General features: G+C 43.6%; 9 protein-coding genes. 5 read left to right on the top strand and 4 right to left on the bottom strand.

Annotated elements, in window-relative coordinates; genetic code table 11:
* Window positions 1–109 precede the first annotated feature (109 nt).
* The 3 genes from AC0VX1_RS25660 (at window position 110) to AC0VX1_RS25650 (ending at window position 5,974) form a co-directional block, all read left to right on the top strand.
* Window positions 110–1,114: an ABC transporter permease gene (locus tag AC0VX1_RS25660; protein WP_034316217.1), complete on the top strand. Its 1,005-nt coding sequence runs from the start codon at window positions 110–112 to the stop codon at window positions 1,112–1,114.
* Between the two features lie 12 nt (window positions 1,115–1,126).
* Window positions 1,127–2,029 carry an ABC transporter permease gene (locus AC0VX1_RS25655; protein WP_057278168.1) on the top strand — a complete coding sequence of 301 codons (903 nt, stop codon included), beginning with the start codon at window positions 1,127–1,129 and terminating at the stop codon, window positions 2,027–2,029.
* A 207-nt stretch (window positions 2,030–2,236) separates the two neighbouring features.
* Window positions 2,237–5,974 carry a S8 family serine peptidase gene (locus AC0VX1_RS25650; protein ID WP_440439337.1) on the top strand — a complete coding sequence of 1,246 codons (3,738 nt, stop codon included), beginning with the start codon at window positions 2,237–2,239 and terminating at the stop codon, window positions 5,972–5,974.
* 61 nt (window positions 5,975–6,035) lie between these two features.
* Here the strand turns inward: AC0VX1_RS25650 and AC0VX1_RS25645 are convergent.
* A protein-coding gene (locus AC0VX1_RS25645; RefSeq protein WP_475468889.1) for an IS3 family transposase occupies window positions 6,036–7,369 on the bottom strand; the annotation gives its coding sequence in 2 pieces (ribosomal slippage) (window positions 6,036–6,997 and window positions 6,997–7,369; 1,335 coding nt in all).
* A gap of 722 nt (window positions 7,370–8,091) precedes the next feature.
* On the opposite strand from AC0VX1_RS25645, the gene AC0VX1_RS25640 reads away from it, so the two are divergent.
* Complete coding sequence (locus tag AC0VX1_RS25640; protein ID WP_063574662.1) at window positions 8,092–8,508, top strand: hypothetical protein; 417 nt, start codon at window positions 8,092–8,094, stop codon at window positions 8,506–8,508.
* A 69-nt stretch (window positions 8,509–8,577) separates the two neighbouring features.
* Here AC0VX1_RS25640 and AC0VX1_RS25635 read toward each other — a convergent pair whose 3' ends face one another.
* Window positions 8,578–10,023 (bottom strand): aminotransferase-like domain-containing protein, encoded by a 1,446-nt coding sequence (locus tag AC0VX1_RS25635; RefSeq protein WP_475469528.1) that lies wholly within the window; start codon window positions 10,021–10,023, stop codon window positions 8,578–8,580.
* Window positions 10,024–10,147: 124 nt separating this feature from the next.
* Here AC0VX1_RS25635 and AC0VX1_RS25630 point away from each other — a divergent pair, with 124 nt between their 5' ends.
* A complete protein-coding gene (locus AC0VX1_RS25630; RefSeq protein WP_413007825.1) occupies window positions 10,148–10,756 on the top strand; it encodes a LysE/ArgO family amino acid transporter in 609 nt (202 codons plus the stop codon).
* A gap of 132 nt (window positions 10,757–10,888) precedes the next feature.
* Here AC0VX1_RS25630 and AC0VX1_RS25625 read toward each other — a convergent pair whose 3' ends face one another.
* Together AC0VX1_RS25625 and AC0VX1_RS25620 are read right to left on the bottom strand one after the other, a co-directional pair.
* Window positions 10,889–13,861 carry a DEAD/DEAH box helicase gene (locus AC0VX1_RS25625; RefSeq protein WP_475469527.1) on the bottom strand — a complete coding sequence of 991 codons (2,973 nt, stop codon included), beginning with the start codon at window positions 13,859–13,861 and terminating at the stop codon, window positions 10,889–10,891.
* Window positions 13,854–15,479: a hypothetical protein gene (locus AC0VX1_RS25620; protein ID WP_475469526.1), complete on the bottom strand. Its 1,626-nt coding sequence runs from the start codon at window positions 15,477–15,479 to the stop codon at window positions 13,854–13,856. The genes AC0VX1_RS25625 and AC0VX1_RS25620 overlap by 8 nt, the downstream gene beginning before the upstream one ends.
* Window positions 15,480–15,502 lie beyond the last annotated feature (23 nt).

Here is a 15,502-nt window from a genome sequence, read left to right as displayed (position 1 = left end):
AGAACCGGGTAGTATGTAGTCTTGCATGCTTCCCGGTTTTGTTATGGAATGCATTTCAAAAGAATTGAGGGCGCTCAAAGGACCCTTATGCTAAAGGAGGGTGATTGTTATGTTTTCCTATACCGTACGACGTTTAGGATCTCTCATTCCAGTACTTCTCGGAATGGCATTTATTGTATTCATGATGATTCGGGCGATTCCTGGTAATCCAGCACAGGTGATTTTAGGGCAGCAAGCAACGGAAGAGGCAGTCGCTGCGATGACAAAGGAACTTGGCCTGGATAAACCTTGGTTCATTCAATTTTGGGATTACTTATCAGGCCTGTTAAAGGGGGACCTGGGTGTTTCGTTAAAAACGAATAGTCCGGTTTCGGAAGAAATTGGACCATACTTGATGGCCACGATAGAACTGGCCTTGATCGCGATGATCATCGCCGTGGTCATAGGCGTGAATGCAGGGATAGTATCAGCTTGGTTTCAAAACTCATGGTTTGATTATGTCGCCATGGTGATTGCGTTGATTGGTTTGTCCATGCCTATTTTCTGGCTGGGATTAATGGAGCAATACATCATTTCAATTCAATGGGATTTACTTCCGACGACAGGGCGGGACAATATCAGGGATCCTGTTGAGGCCATAACCGGCCTGTATTTGATAGATACACTCATGGCTGGCAGGGTTGATCAGTTTTTCGAGGTGATCAAGCATCTCATTTTGCCGGGGATAGCGCTTGCTACCATTCCGATGGCGATTATTGCAAGGATGACACGTTCGTCCATGTTGGAAGTCATGAGATCGGATTTCATTCGTACGGCTCGTGCTAAAGGAATGAAAATGTTTTGGGTTGTTTACAAGCATTCCTTTAAGAATGCCTTGATCCCAGTGGTGACGGTTATCGGTCTGCAGACAGGATTACTTTTAGGCGGCGCCATTTTAACGGAAAACATTTTTGGATGGCCAGGTATCGGTACATATATTTATGATGCAATCCTATCTCGGGATTATCCGGTGATACAGTCCGGAATTCTCGTCATCGCCTTTTTGTTTGTCATGATTAATCTAGTTGTGGACTTGTTGTACGCAGCGATCGATCCTAGGATTAAGTATAAATAGGGAGGGAAACTCATGCCTGAAATAGCAACGAATACTCCGCCAATCCTTCCTCCAAAAGAGGCAGAGGAAAAAGTCATCTCTCCCTGGAAGGAAGGCTGGAAAAGCTTTAGGAAAAACAAGGTAGCCATCGTGGGTCTGGGGATTGTTTCATTTTTCATCTTAATCGCCATCTTCGCGCCCGTTATAGCACCTTATTCATTTGAGGGGCAAAAGCTAAGTGATAAACATTTGGCCCCGTCTGCGGAGCATTGGTTCGGGACGGATGAATTTGGCCGGGATATTTTGAGCAGGGTCATTTATGGCTCGCGCATTTCAATAGGGGTCGGCTTCTTATCTGTTGCCGGATCTGTTGTGGTTGGGTCTTTTTTGGGAATCATTGCCGGTTATTACGGCAGGTGGATAGATACGATCATATCGAGGATCTTTGATATTATTCTGGCCTTTCCTAGTATCTTGCTTGCCATTGCTGTCGTTGCCGTTTTGGGGCCCTCCCTTCGCAACGCACTTATTGCCATCGCCATCGTCAATGTCCCGATATTCGGCCGGCTTTTACGGTCACGGGTCTTAACGGTGAAAGAAGAGGAATATGTAACGGCTGCAAAGGCAATTGGAATGGGGGATGGCCGCATTCTCCTTCACCACGTCCTTCCGAATAGCCTTGCACCGATTATCGTTCAAGGTACCTTGGCGATTGCAACAGCCATCATTGAGTGCGCAGCACTCGGCTTTCTCGGTCTCGGTGCACAGCCGCCAGCACCAGAGTGGGGGAAAATGCTCGCCGATTCCAGGGCGTTCATCATTCAAGCGCCATGGACGGTTCTCTTCCCTGGACTTGCGATCATGCTTACGGTACTCGGCTTTAACCTAATGGGGGATGGGCTGCGTGATGCCTTGGATCCAAGAATGAAAAACTAGAAGTAAGAGGGTGATGTTAGTTTAACATCACCATCTTTTTGCCGTTTATCTTGTAAATCTAGCAAAATATGAAAAATAATAAAAAAATCCTAGTTCTAAATAGGAAAATAGTGACTATTACCCCTTAAAATCACCCCAAAAGTTGTGATACTTTTATACTCAGTAAGAATATTCCAAAAATTTCTTATTTCAGAGGAGGAAAGTTCATTGATCAAACGTAGCTTGTCCATTCTAGCAATCTTTCTATTAGTATTTACTGCAAGCGTTTCCGCAGCCAAGCTCCCAGATCCCCCGACAGGCTCGGGCGGTGCAGGTAAGAAGAATCAGGAAAGCATTATAAAGCTGAAGAAAAATGACATGGGGAAGAAATACAAAAGCAATGAGAAGGTCAGGGTCATCGTAGAGATGAAGGAAGCCCCGGCAATAGAAACCGCTTCGAAAGAAGGAAAGCTTTTTAAACAATTATCAAAAAATAAGAAACAACAATTAAAGTCTGAAAAGCTAGCTACTCAGAAGAAATTGAAAAAAAAGGTGAAAGAGAAAAAAATAGCTTTCAAGGAACTTGAAAGTTTTACGACAGTCGTCAATGGATTCAGCGGTGAACTTCAGTATGGTGAGATCAAAAAGGTGGAAGCCATGCCTGAAGTTGCTGAAGTACATATAGCGAACGAATATGAACGTCCTGCAGAAAAACCCGACATGCTATATAGCAAAGAGCTTGTCCAAGCCCAGGAAGCATGGCGGGAATATGGATATAAAGGGGAAGGGATGGTCGTCGGGATTATTGATACTGGAATCGACCCATCTCACCGTGATATGGTCCTGAACGACGAGAATAAGGCTGAACTGACTGAAAGTGAAATCAGCGCGATGAAGGAATCCAGCCATCTATTAGGCAATTATTATACGGCCAAGGTTCCTTATGGATACAATTACATGGATGAAAATGAAGAAATCCTTGACCTTGGTGAAGAGGCTTCCATGCATGGAATGCATGTGGCAGGTACGGCCGGAGCCAATGGAGATGAAGAGAATGGCGGCATTAAAGGAGTTGCTCCTGAAGCCCAGCTGCTTGCATTAAAGGTCTTCGGAAATGATCCCGACATGCAGACAACATGGGGCGATATATATATTAAGGCGATTGACGATGCCATCATTCTTGGGGCGGATGTGCTGAATATGAGCCTTGGCTCCACTGCAGGCTTTGTATCGGCAGACGATCCGGAGCAGCAGGCGGTATCCAGAGCTGTTGATAATGGGATCCTCATGTCGATTTCAGCAGGAAACTCGGCACACTTTGGAAATGGATTTGCCAACCCATCAGCCTCGAACCCGGACATTGGCGTTTCAGGTTCACCTGGACTTGCTTACGATTCTGTACAAGTGGCATCGGTAGAGAATAATTATATGGATTTGGATGCAGCGACTTATGAAATAAACGGTCAAGCCGGAAAAGCTCCATTCATGTCGGCTTCAAGCGTGCATCCCAATGCCTTGAAGGATAAATCACATGAATTGGTGGCTGCTGGTCTTGGGACGCCAGAGGAGATTTCCAAAGTGGATGTTAAAGGCAAGTTCGCCCTCATCGAGCGCGGCACGCTTTCTTTTATAGAAAAGGCGCAAAATGCCCAGGCAGCAGGAGCGACAGGAGTCATAATTTACAATAATGCTGACGGATATATTTCCATGGCTACAGATCCAAGCATCACCATTCCCCAGCTGTTCATGTTGAAATCGGATGGTGCAAAGCTGAAAGCGGCCTTAGCGGATGGCGAAAAGGTGATGATTACCTTTAATGGTGATAAAACAAAAGCTGTAAATCCAGAAGCAGGGAAAATGAGCTCATTCAGTTCATGGGGAGTCGCACCGAACTTGGATTTCAAACCGGAAATCACCGCTCCGGGCGGACAAATTTATTCAACGCTGAACAATGATGAATATGGAATGATGAGTGGTACTTCGATGGCGGCGCCGCATGTTTCCGGCGGCTCGGCACTGGTTCTGGAAAGAGTGGATAAAGACTTTAAATTAGAAGGCTCGGCCCGGGCTAATTTAGCGAAGAACCTGATGATGAATACATCAAAACCATTAACGGATCAGGGGGTCGTCAATAAGGCACTTGACTGGAAAAATCCTTACTCGCCTCGCAGGCAGGGAGCCGGGGTCATGCAGCTGCAATCCGCATTGTCAACACCTGCTGTCGTGACCGAGGCATTCACGAAAGAAGCGAAGGTTGCCATGAAGGAGGTCGGCAATAAGTTCGCCTTTACTTTAAAGGTTGAAAACTTCAGCAACAAAGCAGTCAAGTATGATGTAAAAGGAAATATCCAAACAGACTATGCAATCCAGGGACAACTGGGCTATTCCGCTAACGTGCTGGAAGCACAGGAAATTAAGAACGCTACGATTAAAATCAATAATAAAAATACAAATAAGATTACCGTTCCTGCAAAAAAATCGATTACATTCGAAGTGAAAGTGGACATATCCGACGCAAAGGTACTTGGTGATGACCTTCAAACTCTTGTAGATATTGACAAGGTGTTTCCAAACGGCTATTTTGTTGAAGGGTTCATCTCATTGAAGGATCCAGCCGATTCGAATCCGGAACTGAATGTACCGTATGTAGGATTTAAAGGGGAATGGGACAAAGCCCCAATCCTGGATGGCACCAAATATGACAAAGAATCTTTCTATGGCATGGCAGGGGGAGTATCAACAGCAGGTGAAGATTTCACGTATCTTGGCTATGACCCTGCGGGGAAAACATTCAATGGCAAAAATATCGCGATTTCCCCAAATGGCGATGGTGCACAGGATGACTTCGTGCCTGTCCTATCATTCTTAAGGAATGCGAAAAAGGTAGAATACAATATATTGAATGGTGAAAACAAATCAGTCCGGAAACTTCGCACAGAGAATAATGTACGCAAGGACTATTATGATGGCGGACTAGGGACCGCATACACGCTGGATCCGGCCCGTAAATGGGACGGTAAAATCAATAATGCACTCGCTAAGGATGGGGTCTATTATTTTGAAATCAAAGCGATGATAGATTACGAGGGTGCAAAATGGCAGACGGTTAAAATGCCAATCAAAATCGATACGGTAAAGCCGACGGTCAAGATTTCGAAAAAAGGCAATGTTTTAACCATCCAAGGTAAGGATAATTTGAATGGTTCAGGGCTTGCTTATTACGATGTACAAGTCGATGGAGCATCCATCATGGAAGAGCCGCTCCCGGCGAATGCTAAACAATTCACCCTACCTGATGTAAAAGGGGAAAAGGTTCAGGTTGTGGCAATCGACTATGCAGGTAATGAGAAAACGGCTGAAACCGAATTGGCGGGTGATTCGGCTCCAATCGATAATCATGCACCAGCTGTAAAGATCAAGAGTCCTGAAGCCTTGAGCGTGAACAATAAAAATAAAATCAAAATAACAGGAGAAATTGAAGAAGCGTCGGAAATAAAGGAATTTAAAATCGACAATAAAACGGTACCTGCAACGTATAACAAAACGAATAAAAAATATGAATTCTCATATGAAAAGAAATTCGAAGATGGTGTCCAAAGCTTCACCGTTAAAGCAACCGATAAATGGGATAACACGGTTTCCTTTAAAAGGACGATAATGGTCGATGCAACAAAGCCGGGTTTAAAAGTTAAAGGCGTACCGGAAACTGTGGGATTCAAAGGCAAAAATCCAAAAGTGGACGTGACGGTAGAAGATAATTTCGATGAAATCCGCCTTTACCTGAACGGAAGTGAAATATTCTATCATGAATTCAAGGAACCATACAAAATGCGTTCCTATAAGAAAAAGATAGAGGATTTGGAACTGCCGCTTAAGACTGGCAACAACAAGATTGAATTTAAGGTGACCGATCTTGCAGGAAATGAATCGAAAAAATCCTTTAACATCAATAAAGCAAAAAAATAAACGAAACGCAGCCCTCTTATTCTGAACTGTGCCCCATTTTACGGACAGTATAAAAAAGTGCCTAAGCGGCTAATAAATGGTCCCGGTATTGTACCGGGGCCATTTTCTTTAGCCCCCATTGATAACGATGATCATTATATTCTTCAATAACTCGATCAACTTCTTCCTTCACATCCGTTAAATGAGTACATGTTTTATATTCTGCCAAATCCTTAAAGTGGCCAAAGAAACTTTCCATTGGCGCATTATCCCAACAGTTTCCCTTGCGGGACATGGATTGGGTTATCCCAAGTTCCTTCACTTTGCGCTGAAATAGCGGATGGGTGTAATGGAACCCCTGGTCAGAATGAAGGATTGCATTCGGATGGAACTTGTGACACACAGCCTGCTTTAGCTTACTTAAAGTCTCGTAAACGATATCCATTTCTAATGAAGTGGATAAATGGTACGTAACGATTTCTTTTGTCGCGGCATCTTTTACGCAGGATAAATACGCTTTTTGGCCTTTCCCATAATAAAGATAGGTAATGTCAGTAAGCAGGACCTTGCCTGGCTCCTCCTGATTGAATTCACGATCAAGGAGGTTTGGACAAGTAAGGTGCTCCTTGGTTGCTTTGGCCATCTTCCGATATGGGTTGGCCCTTCTGATTTTCGCTAGGAGATTATATTTTGTCATCAACCGCCTGATTTTTTTATGATTCATTACCGCTGAGTAGTCATTCTCCATAATCATTTTGATTTGGAGGGCGCCTACTTTTTCCTTTTTACTGATGAAAATATTTCTAATCAATTCTATGTCCAATTCATCCTGTTCTTCACGAAGCTCACGGTAAGGAGCTGCCTTTAACCAATCATAGTAGCCACTTCGACTTACACCAGCCAACTTGCATAGATAGGAAACAGCCTTCTTTAATTGGTGTATTCTGATTGTCCTTTCAATTAGATAGAACTTCTCAGCAACAGTTAGAATCATTTCTTTTTCAGAGCCTGCCTTTCTAGCTCTTCCAGCTTTTTTAGGAAGTCATTTTCTGCTTCAAGGAATTTGATTCTCGCCTCGGCCTTCCTAAGTTGGTCCTCTACAGACTGTGGCTTAGAAGTGGGGCGTCCTGTACTTCCTTTTCCACGGCGTTCCGTAAGGAAGCCTTCCTCACCAAACCTTTCAAAGGTACTACGCCAGCGCTGTAGACAACGTTTAGGTTGTTTCTTTCCAATTATTTCGAGATTAAATCCCTGGTCAATGAAAATTTGAGAGGGGGATTTCCCCTTTTTATAATCCTTAACAGCTTTTGTCTTAAATTCCGGACTATAGGAAATAGATCGCTCGGAAGCACTAATGATATTTGGATTCTTTTCAAGTTCTTTAATCTGAAATTCAGTATATATATTCTTACTCATAGAAACCCTCCGTCCATACTCATTACATCTATTGAAACATAAAAAAACCCGGATAAGGGACACTTTTTTATGTGTGTCCGTTATCCGGGGTATAGTTCAATTCAAGAGGGCCGTTTTTTGTGGACAAATACGAAGAAAGCGAGTTTGCCTACAGTTTTTTCTTAATAAGTTCCAGTTGATTTCTTCTATCTAATGAGGATTTCATTTCATATGAAAAGGTGAAAATTAATGGAGGATAAACAATTCTTCCTTTCTTCATGGTTCGGGTTAATCCATTCCGAAGCTCCTTTTGTACGAAGCCTACAGTATGCTTTAAAAAAACATACCAGTTGATTGAAACGAAAGGTACGGGACTCCTGCGGGAAAAGCGTGTCTAAGGGTGACCCCGCAGGCGCAAGCCGAGGAGGCTCCCCGACCGCCCGCGGAAAGCGAGTGCCTGGAGTGGAAATCAACGTTTCAATTGTACAAACTCTCAAAAAACTGTAGGCAAAATCAATTATTATCGAGTTGTTCTATAGTCTAAGCCCTCTTACCCAAGAGGGCCGTTTTTGCGTAATAAGATATCCGGATTTTGAATTTTTCGTGAAGCTGGAGTAGTTTACTGTAATTTCACCGTGTTAATATGGAAATCTCTTGGTGAGGAAGTTTTTTCATTATCCGGCAGGTATATCGAATAGGATAAAAGAATTAGGTATAAAGGGTTTATTAAAAGGAGGGTATCTATGAATTATAAGAAGAAATCTAGCAATAAAGTAACTAGTATTGCAATTACAGTGAAATTCGAAAGGAGAGGAAGCGACAGGTCATATCTTACAAAAACGAGTTTCTTTGATGCACTTCAGCACGTCCATTCTCCCTTTGAAAAGGATCCCCGCTCAGATTCACCCTATCAGGATTTTCCTCTATGTCAGGAGGTAACCCTTTCTTTTTTTGAAAGTGGTGCTAAAACATCTATTAATTATGATCCCCACCAAGGAAAAATCATCATTGAGGAAAGTTCAGAGACTTATCAGCTGAATAAGGGGGAGGCGCTTACTGCAATCCTCGATCATATCATGATCAATCATGGCTATCACCATTCTTTTTTCATCATCCAGCAAAAAGAGCGGAACGTAAAAATGAAAGCTGCCAATAAGTGATATGGATGGAGCTGCCACGGCAGCTCCATTAATGTTTCGCCATGATGAGCGTTCCTATCCTTGGAGATGTCAAACCAACCGCCGAATGATCTTTGAAAGGGTTTGGATGCCATAAGCTAATTGTTCCTCCGAGGCGTATGAATATGAAAGCCGTATATGTATATGGTTATTTGGTTCGTATATGTATCCCGGATTAAGAAGTATGTTTTCCTTTATCGCTTGCTTGAAAAGGTTTGGATTCACGATGGGTTTACATAATTTAAGCCATATATAAAATCCGCCTTGAGGTATTTGCCATTCGGCCAGCCCTTTAAAATGTTGATTGAGAAGAGTTAATGTAAAATCCCTGCGTTCCATCAACTCTTGCCTTAGCCACTCTATATGTTTTGAATATTGACCATTTGCTAACCATTCTGCCACTAGGTGTTGGGAAAGTGCACTGGAACCGTAATCCATTTGCATTTTGATGTCCGCTAAACGCTCAATCACAGTTATGGGGCCAGCAATCCAGCCGATGCGCAATCCTGGGCTTAAAGTTTTGGACATGCTGCCAATGTGCAATACAAGGCCATCTGCATCAAGGGATTTTAATGGCGGCGGCGGTTCCTCACAAAACCACAAATCACTATATACGTCATCTTCAATAATCGGGATCTGCTCTTTTTTGCATAATGATAGGAGGTTAAGTCTTTCTTCTTTTGACCATGTAGTATTCGTTGGATTGTTAAACGTTGGGACAGTATAAAACAGTGACGCTTTCTTCCGTCCATTGATGCGCTTCATTTGTGTCGGGATACTTTCACGTCCTTGTTTTGATAAACCTACTAAATGCATGCCCGCAGATTGAAAAGGGTGGACGGAATTTAAATAGGAAGGGGACTCATGTAAAATCATCGATCCCTTTTGAAGTAAACCAACTGAAATCAACTGGAGGGCCTGAAGCCCGCCAGAAACGACCATGAGGGAGCTGGGACTTGCGTTGATCCCTTTTGTTTCTAAATAAACACTTATACATTGGCGAAGTCTCTTGTCACCCTTGGGTTCGGAATATCCTAATGAGTGTGCATCAAAGGAGGTGGAGCGCAACGTCTTTTCGATTTGCTTTGTAGGCAATAGAGCTGGAGATAATTCACCAGTGCCTAGTCTGATGATGGCAGTGTCCGTTTCATACTGATTAATATCCTGAATCGTTTTTAAATTAGGTTCATGAAGGCCATTCCGGACATAGTTTTTCCAGTCGGGCTGTTTGCTGGAGACGAGCACATTCCATGTATTATTGGAAACGAATGTGCCAGAACCAAGCTTAGTTTCCAATAATCCGTCTGCAATCAACTCATCTATGGCTGTGATGATGGTACTTCGGTTTACGCCAAATGAGTCGGCCAATGAGCGTTGTGATGGAAGCTTAGTGCCAACTGGCCATTCCCCCCGTGTAATTTGTTGTTTGATCCAATCTACTATTTGTTGGTGAAGTGATTGCGCGGAAGACCGGTTTGGCCCCCATTCGATAAACATACGAAAACCACTCCTTTCATGTTCTATATTCATTATAAAGTGGTTGGTTTGAAGACCAACCAATTGGATGGTCAATTCCTTTGTTTAATTCATTATACTGAATATGAAGGAAGGGGGTATTCATATGGGGCCATTTTTTCATGGATTATTATTGGCATTAGGGCTGATACTTCCATTGGGAGTGCAAAATGTTTTCATTTTTAATCAAGGAGCAATCCAACCTACAATAAAAAAAGCATTGCCAGCAACGATCACGGCTGCAATTTGTGATACGGTGCTCATTCTGTTAGCTATTTTAGGTGTATCGTTGATTGTCATGCAATCCGATTGGTTGCGCCTTACATTAATCATAATCGGCGTTATATTTTTATTGTATATGGGCTTTCAGATTTGGTTTGCCAAATCAAACTCACAGTCAGGTGTCCAATCCATGCAGATGTCGACAAAAAAACAAATTGTATTTGCTCTATCCGTATCATTACTGAATCCGCATGCAATCCTGGATACGATAGGTGTAATCGGTTCGAGCTCACTTGTTTATTCAGGAAAAGATAAAATGATTTTCACCATGACGTGCATCTTTGTGTCATGGTGCTGGTTCCACGGATTATGTCTTGCGGGAAGATTGCTGAAAAAGGTTGATACATCTGGAAAATTCCTTGGAATATTAAATAAAATTTCTGCAATTATCATTTGGATCACAGCCCTCTATATGGTGAAGTCGCTTTTTTGAATCAGATAAACGTTTTCGAACCAAACGATGCCATGTATAATAGGACGTCTATGTATAAAAAAAGGGGAATGCATATCATATATGCATTCTCCCTTTTTTTGCCCTCAATCATCTTCATATCGTGAAATCTGGTTATTGAAGAGCGACCAAGTCCTTGATTTCCTCTGTGGAAAGTTCAGTGATCCAGTTGTCACTGCTGATGATTTCGTCGTTCAAGGCTTGCTTTTTATCAAGCATCTGGTCGATTTTTTCTTCCAGGGTCCCTGTGCAGATTAGCTTATGAACGTGAACGAAACGCTGTTGACCAATTCGGTAAGCACGGTCGGTTGCTTGATTTTCAACAGCTGGGTTCCACCAGCGATCATAGTGAATCACGTGGTTTGCTTCTGTAAGATTAAGACCCGTGCCGCCTGCTTTCAATGAGAGTATGAAAATAGGGAATTCCCCATCTTGGAATCGGGTGATCATTTCATCACGCTGCTTCTTGTTCGCACTCCCGTTCAGGAATGGCACTTCAAAGCCATATCGTTTTTCCAGCAATTCTTTAATCATATTGCCCATCCCGATATATTGTGTGAAAATGAGACAGCTTTCATCCTGTTCGCGGACCGCATCGATAAGCTCGGTCAGCTTCTCGAGTTTGCCTGATCGGTTAGGTGCCTTCATGATGTTTTCCTTTTCCGTCTCTTTTAAGTAAAGAGCTGGATGGTTGCATAGTTGCTTTAGCTTATTCAGCATCTGGAGGATGATGCCTTTTCTTTCAAAGGCAGACAGTTGTTCGATATCAGTGAATGTATCTTTAATCAGTTGTTCATACAACGATGCTTGCTCGGTGGTAAGCGGTACGAATTCCTTTTGTTCTTGCTTATCCGGAAGATTAAGAGCGACTTCCTTATCGCGTTTTGTACGGCGAAGCAAAAATGGCTGTATCAAACGCTGCAATTCCTTGATTTTATCCTTTTGTTCATCACGCTCAATGGTCGCCACATATTTTTCCTGAAACTGACCTAGCGTTCCGAGATAACCTTTGTTGATGAAGTCGAAAATCGCCCATAGCTCACTTAAACGGTTTTCCATCGGCGTACCCGATAAGGCGATATGATGTCTGCCATTTAGCTTTCGGACCGCCTTGGATTGCTTCGTTTGGGCATTCTTGATGTTTTGTGCTTCATCAAGGATAACGCTGCTCCAGTGGATCGAGGTCAGTTCAGCCACATCTTGGTGGGTCAGTCCATATGATGTTAAGACAATATCATGTTCGGCTGCCAGTTTAGTAAATGCTTCACCTTTAGCACGATTCGATCCATAGTGAAGGTGAACTTTAAGTGAAGGTGCGAATTTTTCCAATTCCTTTTGCCAGTTGCCAAGGACCGATGTCGGGCAGACGATGAGCGCCGATTGAACAGAGACGGATTCAGGGGCAGTGGCAATGACCTCAGCCTCATCACTGCTCTCTGTGCCGCGATCCTCTTCGACGATGATCGGTTCACTCTTTTGTTCGTCCCTGTGCGCAGCGGGCAGCTCATCACCAGCTCCTTCTTTGCCTTTCACATGAAGCAGGTAGGCAATCATCTGGACTGTTTTTCCAAGTCCCATATCGTCGGCTAGACAAGCACCAAAACCATGCTCCCTTAAAAAAAGGAGCCAGCTCATGCCCAGTTTTTGATAGGGGCGTAAATCTCCTTGAAGTGCATTAGGGACGGGCAGGACGGATATGTTCTTGGTTTCCCTGAGCCTTCCCACCATTTTACGGAGCTCCTGGTTCAATTCAAATTGAATCCGAAGCATTTCATCGTTTTCAGAATCGTCATCGCCATCTTCATTTACGCCATTCAACAGTTCCTGCTGCAGTAAGTCAGTCAGTTGGATGCCTTTTTCATTGGCTGTTTCCATAAGCTCCTGAATTTGTTTAATGAAAGCTGGGTCAAGCTTGACCCATTGGCCGCGGATGAAGACAAGCCGCCTTTTTTCATTGACGAGCTCCTCGAACTCCGCCTCAGTGAGCTCTTTGCCATTTAATGAGAATCGCCAATCAAAGTCCATCAAAGCTTTTAACCCTACATAAGACTGGCCACGATTCGATTGGCTCTTCACTTTCGCCTTGACCTTCAATGAGGATTCCTTCAAGGCAAGCCACCACGATGGAAGGAGAATTTCGACGCCAAGAAACAGGAGCTTTTCACTGGCATCGGTCAAGAACTCCCATGCGTCCGTTTCCGAAATCTCCCTTTTCAGACGGCCATTCTCCCCAAGCCATGGCACGACGAGTTGCCAGCGTTTCGTGGCCCGAACCACATCACTTGCATACTTGTTCCAGCCCCGCGGCAGTTTTTTTCCTGTATATGTTTCAATGATATTCTCATCCCTTTTGGAACGAAGGGTAACATCGAGTATCCAAGGCCCATTACCCTCAGGAGGCTCAGTTAAACGGAGACCTATGGTGAATGGTTTTGGGTCGGGCTGGGTACCGAGCCATTCCTGCCAGCTGTCTTTGTCAAAAAAGGCCTGTAATTCTTCGGGGGAAAGTCGTGTATCCTTTAACGCCCCGACGGCTTCACTCCATTTATGCTGCATGGGTGAATAGTTTTTTAAATACATGTTAGCGGCACCGTTATACCACTTTTCGATAAAAGTACGGTTGGTTTCCGGTTCAGGTGAAGGAAGATCCAAAGATATTTCTTCTTCCCAAAAGGACGGGACGAATTCCTCTTCCACTTCTTCCGGCAGTTTCCAGCCGATGGAGTCCAATTGAAGATTAGTGAAATCCGGTACGGGGATCCCAGCTTCTATGGATTCATGAAGAACGGGCGCTGCTGACAGGCAAAGGGAGGATATTTCGGACCATTCCCATTCTATGAAGGAGTTAAAGCTTTCCCTCGCAAAAAAGTTGAGAAGTCCCCAAGCGTCAAGAATGAATACTTGATTTCCATCCACTATATCCGTAGTCATTTTAGTTCCATAAAAGCTTGCGTCATCCCAGTTGAATAACAGCCTGCGTATATGATTCGTGGTGAGGAAGGTATTCTCTTCATTGACGACACCAAGGGCGTAAGTTCCGTTTTCGAGAGCGGCTATTTTGATTTTTAATTTCCCTGGATTAAACATCGATAAGCTTACCCCTTTTTAATTCTTCTTGGAAAGCGCGAAGCCGTTTGGTCGAATCTGCTACATAAAGTATATACCGTTCGAATACGTCTTCCTTTTTGCTCTTTTTATAGATGGTGCGCATCCTTTTCAAATAACGGACAGCTTGCTTATAAGCAGGCCTGTTTTTCAAAGAAACTTTTTCCTGGACCGCATGATAATAAAGGGGAAGGATTAGTTCCGGTTCTTTTGATACCACTTCTTTGATGGATTCACTGCTGATTAAGTCAATGCTGATTTCCGAGTAAATATGCATCTCCACCCATTTTTTGTATTGTCCTTGTTCAAAAAGGAAATTTGCATAGTTCCAATAGCTGTGCGGAAGGGTGGCCCTGTAAAATTTCTCAAGCAAATCAGTTCGTTTTAATTTATAACAGCAACTGTTAATTAAAGTCGTAAAGGTCCGGACGAAATCTACCCGTTTATAATAATCGGATAGACCGGCAAGGAATTCCTGAACATTATTATTGATGAATTCAATGAAAGGAATGGCCCGTGCCCGGTTTTCAGATTCAGCCAGGAGATTCAGCCAATAAAAAATGTATGGACAGGCATCCTTCTTCAATTCAAGTAGAAGCTCAATCGCTTGTTTATCATGGTTTTCCAAAAGGGATAGGTGAATGGCTGCGAGGGTATAGGACGTCCTCTCAGTGGTGCCCATATACTTCTCGGGAAGTTCTTTATTGATTCGTTCAAGTTCCTCTTTACGCCATGAGGAGTTGGAGAATAAGTAGCTCCATATCTCCCGGTAGAGGTCGATCTTTTCATATTCGAGGCCTTCCCCTCCATCCAGCAGTTTAGCTACATCTTCCTTGATGCTGAAAACGAAGGGGTCAAAGGCGAAGGGCCGCGCTTGCCTGCTTAGCGGCTGTACCGTTTCATGCAGATCTTCTGCCAAGTCGACGGCAAGTGCATAAAAGACCCTGATCGTTTGCGTCTCACTTTTATGCAGCTGAATCATTCTCAGTGTCTGCTGCATTGTGCAAAATTGCGTAACGAAATGATAAAGCAACTTCCATTCCCTTTCCATTGGAGCTTTTGAGCTAAGGCGTTTAAAGTAAGTTTGTATATGATTTTCAATCATGTAATTAGCCTCGCCTATATGGGGCTCGACATGTTCCGCAAAGGCATCATTCACGAATTGCTTCCATGATGGATAGCTTTTATCTAAGGTGATGGATCTACCCGCCGCCTGTTTAAGTAATTCACTTGCCGGTTTCACCTGCTGAAGTGCTTGGGCGGCTGAGGCGTTTTTAGGTGCTTTCCAATCGCCCAGCCATTCGGAAACACTAGCGTGTTCGGAATATGCAGAAAAGAAAACGGCCATTTGATGCCGGCAAATGAACCTTGAATCACATGTACAGCTTCCATCCTGTGGGGAGAGCAGATTCAGCCTGGCCTTAAATCGTGTCTCTTCCTGTACCTCAGCCGCAATCGTATCTACCGCTTCTTCTTTAATATCAACGAGCCCCTGACGGTATAACTGGAGCCCTTGATTCACCACATCCGAATCTTCCGGATCCCCGGCCTCCAAAAATTCCGCCAGCCGCTCCCCAACTAACAACAACTCCCGCTCCATACTCTCCTCCTTCAGGGACCAGC

The organism is Peribacillus sp. QJM3NY_7, assembly GCF_056173225.1.
This window is presented reverse-complemented; position numbering and strand designations above follow the sequence as displayed.

Bases quoted from the DNA above. Each gene is read 5' to 3' on its own strand.
- AC0VX1_RS25660 (WP_034316217.1), top strand. From the start codon at position 110: ATGTTTTCCTATACCGTACGACGTTTAGGATCTCTCATTCCAGTACTT.
- AC0VX1_RS25655 (WP_057278168.1), top strand. From the start codon at position 1,127: ATGCCTGAAATAGCAACGAATACTCCGCCAATCCTTCCTCCAAAAGAG.
- AC0VX1_RS25640 (WP_063574662.1), top strand. From the start codon at position 8,092: ATGAATTATAAGAAGAAATCTAGCAATAAAGTAACTAGTATTGCAATT.
- AC0VX1_RS25635 (WP_475469528.1), bottom strand. From the start codon at position 10,023: ATGTTTATCGAATGGGGGCCAAACCGGTCTTCCGCGCAATCACTTCAC.
- AC0VX1_RS25630 (WP_413007825.1), top strand. From the start codon at position 10,148: ATGGGGCCATTTTTTCATGGATTATTATTGGCATTAGGGCTGATACTT.
- AC0VX1_RS25625 (WP_475469527.1), bottom strand. From the start codon at position 13,861: ATGTTTAATCCAGGGAAATTAAAAATCAAAATAGCCGCTCTCGAAAAC.
- AC0VX1_RS25620 (WP_475469526.1), bottom strand. From the start codon at position 15,479: ATGGAGCGGGAGTTGTTGTTAGTTGGGGAGCGGCTGGCGGAATTTTTG.